Source organism: Massilia sp. CT11-108 (genome assembly GCF_047302915.1).
In the GTDB taxonomy this organism is placed as follows: Bacteria; Pseudomonadota; Gammaproteobacteria; order Burkholderiales; family Burkholderiaceae_D; genus Telluria; species Telluria orientalis.
In genome coordinates this window covers 1-2,819 of sequence record NZ_JBKYMO010000620.1, presented here as the reverse complement: position 1 = coordinate 2,819, position 2,819 = coordinate 1, and the positions used below count along the sequence as shown (strand labels likewise).

Here is a 2,819-nt window from a genome sequence, read left to right as displayed (position 1 = left end):
GCTGCCGGGCATCGTGCCGGGCCAGCAGGTCAGCATCGAAGTGGACGCGCTGCCGAAGCACGAACTGGTCGGCCGCGTGGACAGCTTCGCGCCGGCGTCGGGCAACCAGTTCGCGCTGCTGCCGGCCGATAACGCGACCGGCAACTTCACCAAGATCGTCCAGCGCGTGCCCGTGAAGATCACGTTCGCACCGGAAGACCTCAAGAAGTACGCGGGCCGCCTCGTGCCGGGCATGTCGACTGTCGTCGAGATCGACCTGCGCCAAAAGGCAACCCAACAGCAAGCTGCCGCCAAATAACTGAGGAACCGTGATGTCCACGACGATCACCAAGCCGATCGCACCACACGCTCCGCCGGCCAATGGCGCGCACATCGACGCGCGCACCTGGATCGCGGTGCTGGCCGGCATGCTCGGCGCCTTCATGGCGGTGCTCGACATCCAGATCACCAACTCTTCGCTGCGCGACATCCTCGGTACGCTGTCGGCCACGCAGGAAGAGGGCTCGTGGATCTCGACCGCCTACCTGTGCGCCGAGATCGTGGTGATCCCGATGACGGCGCTGTTCGTGCGCGCCCTCGGCCAGCGCCGCTACCTGATGCTCACGACGGCGCTGTTCCTCGTGTTCTCCACGCTGTGCGGCGCGGCCTGGAGCCTGTCCAGCATGATCGTGTTCCGCATGATGCAGGGCTTCACGGGCGGCGCGCTGATCCCGATGGCGATGACCCTCGTGATGACGCGCCTGCCCCCGGCCAAGCGCGCGGTCGGCATGGCGATGTTCGGCCTGACCGCCACCCTGGCGCCCGCGATGGGCCCGACCCTGGGCGGCTACCTGACCGAGTTGTACGGCTGGCCGTCGATCTTCTACATCAACTGGGTGCCGGGCGTGCTCCTGATCGCCGGCATGTACTGGGGCATCGACCGCGAGCCCATGGACCTCAAGGCGCTGGTCAAGGCCGACTGGCTCGGCATCGCGTTCATGGCGACGGGGCTCGCGAGCCTGACGATCTTCCTGGAAGAGGGCAATTCGAAGGACTGGTTCGAGTCCGGCTTCATCATCACGTTCGCGTCGCTGGCGCTGGTCGGTATCCTCGGCTGGATCGTGATCGGCTTTTCGCGGCCGGAGCCGTTCGTCAACCTGCGCCTGTACGGCCAGCGCAACTTCCTCGTCGCGACGGTGCTGTCGGCCGTCATCGGCATGGGCCTGTACGGCTCGTCGTTCCTGCTGCCGCTGTTCCTGGGGCAGATCGCGGGCTACTCGCCGATGCAGATCGGTGAAGTGATCGCGTGGGTCGGCCTGCCGCAGCTGTTCGTGATGCCATTCGTGGCGCGCCTGTCGCAGAAGATCGACAACCGCATCCTGTGCTCGTTCGGCCTCGGCCTGTTCGGCGTGTCGTGCCTGATGAACGCGTACATGGATGCGAGCACGGGCTACGACCAGCTGATGCTGTCGCAGATCATCCGCGCGCTGGGCCAGCCGTTCGTGATGCTGACGCTGTCGAACTTCGCCATGGCCGGCATCCCGCCGAAGGACATGACGTCGGCATCGAGCCTGTTCAACATGACCCGCAACCTGGGCGGTTCGGTCGGCATCGCCCTGCTGGCAACGGCCCTGACGAACCGCGAGCACTTCCACTCGGAGCGCCTGGGCGAGTCGGTCTCGCTCGTAGCCGCCGCCACGCAGGCCCGCCTCGACGCGCTGACGCAATCGTTCCTCGCCAAGGGCTTCGACCCGGCGACGGCGGCCCAGCAGGCCATCGGCGCCATCGACCGCATCGTGCGGCGCGAGTCGTTCGTGATGGCCTACAACGACGGCTTCTTCATCGTCGGCATGATCCTGCTCGTGGCGATCATTCCGCTGTGGTTCTCGGACAAGCTCAAGTCGCCCAGCGGCGGCGGTGGCGGTGGCCACTGAACCAGATAAATGGATAAAGTATGAAAACTGTTTATATCAAATCTGCCGCCGCCCTGGCCGCTGCATTGACCGTCCCTGCGCTGTTGTCCGCCTGCGGCACCGTCGGCAAGGATTTCGTCGCGCCGACGAGCATCGATACGCCGGCCTTCCGCCACGCCGCGGCCGAACCTTCGGACCGGGCGGCACGCCTGCCGGCCGCATGGTGGACCGTGTTCGGCGACAAGGAGCTGGACCAGCTGGAACAACGCGCCCTGCGCGACAACCCGAACGTGCGCGCCGCCGCGCAGCGCCTCGTGCAGGCGCAGGCGCAGCTGGGCGTGACGCGCGCCAGCCAGTTGCCCACCGTCGGCGTCTCCGCCGGCGTGTCGAACTCGCGCACGTCGGCCGAAACGCCGATGGGCGTGACGTTCGGCGGCCGTTCGATCAAGGGCAACGAATTCAGCGTCGGCGCCAATTTCTCGTACGAGCTGGATCTGTGGGGCCGCGTGCGCCGCGCCGTGGAAGCGGCCGACGCCCAGGCGCTCGCCGCGCAGGACGACCGCGACGGCGTCATGCTGATGCTGTCCGGCCAGGTCGCGACGACGTACTGGCAGCTGCGCGGCCTCGATGCCGATATCGCCATCCTGAACGATGCGCTGGCCACGCGCCGCGAATCGCAGCAGCTGATCGAGGCGCGCTTCAACGCTGGCCTGTCCAATGAACTGGACGTCTCGCGCACCCGCATCGAGCGCGCCAACGCCGAGGCGGACATCCAGGAAGCCCAGCGCCAGCGCAACACGCTGGAACACGCGCAGGGGCCGGGGGGGGGGGGGGGGGGCGCCCCCCCCCCCCCCCCGGGGGGGGTTTAAAAAAAGGCCCCCCCCCGCCCGCGCGGGGCGCGGGGTGGGGGGGGGGGGGGGTTTATAA

At 67.7% G+C, this 2,819-nt stretch carries 2 protein-coding genes and 1 pseudogene; all 3 read left to right on the top strand.

Annotation, left to right across the window (positions count from 1 at the left end; all coding sequences use genetic code 11):
- Positions 1 to 298 (top strand): annotated as a pseudogene (locus ACEN88_RS28465) (HlyD family secretion protein); the annotation flags it as partial.
- A gap of 13 nt (positions 299 to 311) precedes the next feature.
- Entirely contained in the window at positions 312 to 1,913 is a 1,602-nt protein-coding gene (locus tag ACEN88_RS28460; protein ID WP_413345077.1) for a DHA2 family efflux MFS transporter permease subunit, read from the top strand.
- A 20-nt stretch (positions 1,914 to 1,933) separates the two neighbouring features.
- The gene (locus ACEN88_RS28455; RefSeq protein WP_413345075.1) at positions 1,934 to 2,761 is read left to right on the top strand and encodes a TolC family protein; all 828 of its coding nucleotides are present in this window, start codon (positions 1,934 to 1,936) and stop codon (positions 2,759 to 2,761) included.
- Positions 2,762 to 2,819: the final 58 nt, after the last annotated feature.

Excerpts from the sequence above, each read along its gene's own strand:
- ACEN88_RS28460 (WP_413345077.1), top strand. The coding sequence starts at position 312 with ATGTCCACGACGATCACCAAGCCGATCGCACCACACGCTCCGCCGGCC.
- ACEN88_RS28455 (WP_413345075.1), top strand. The coding sequence starts at position 1,934 with ATGAAAACTGTTTATATCAAATCTGCCGCCGCCCTGGCCGCTGCATTG.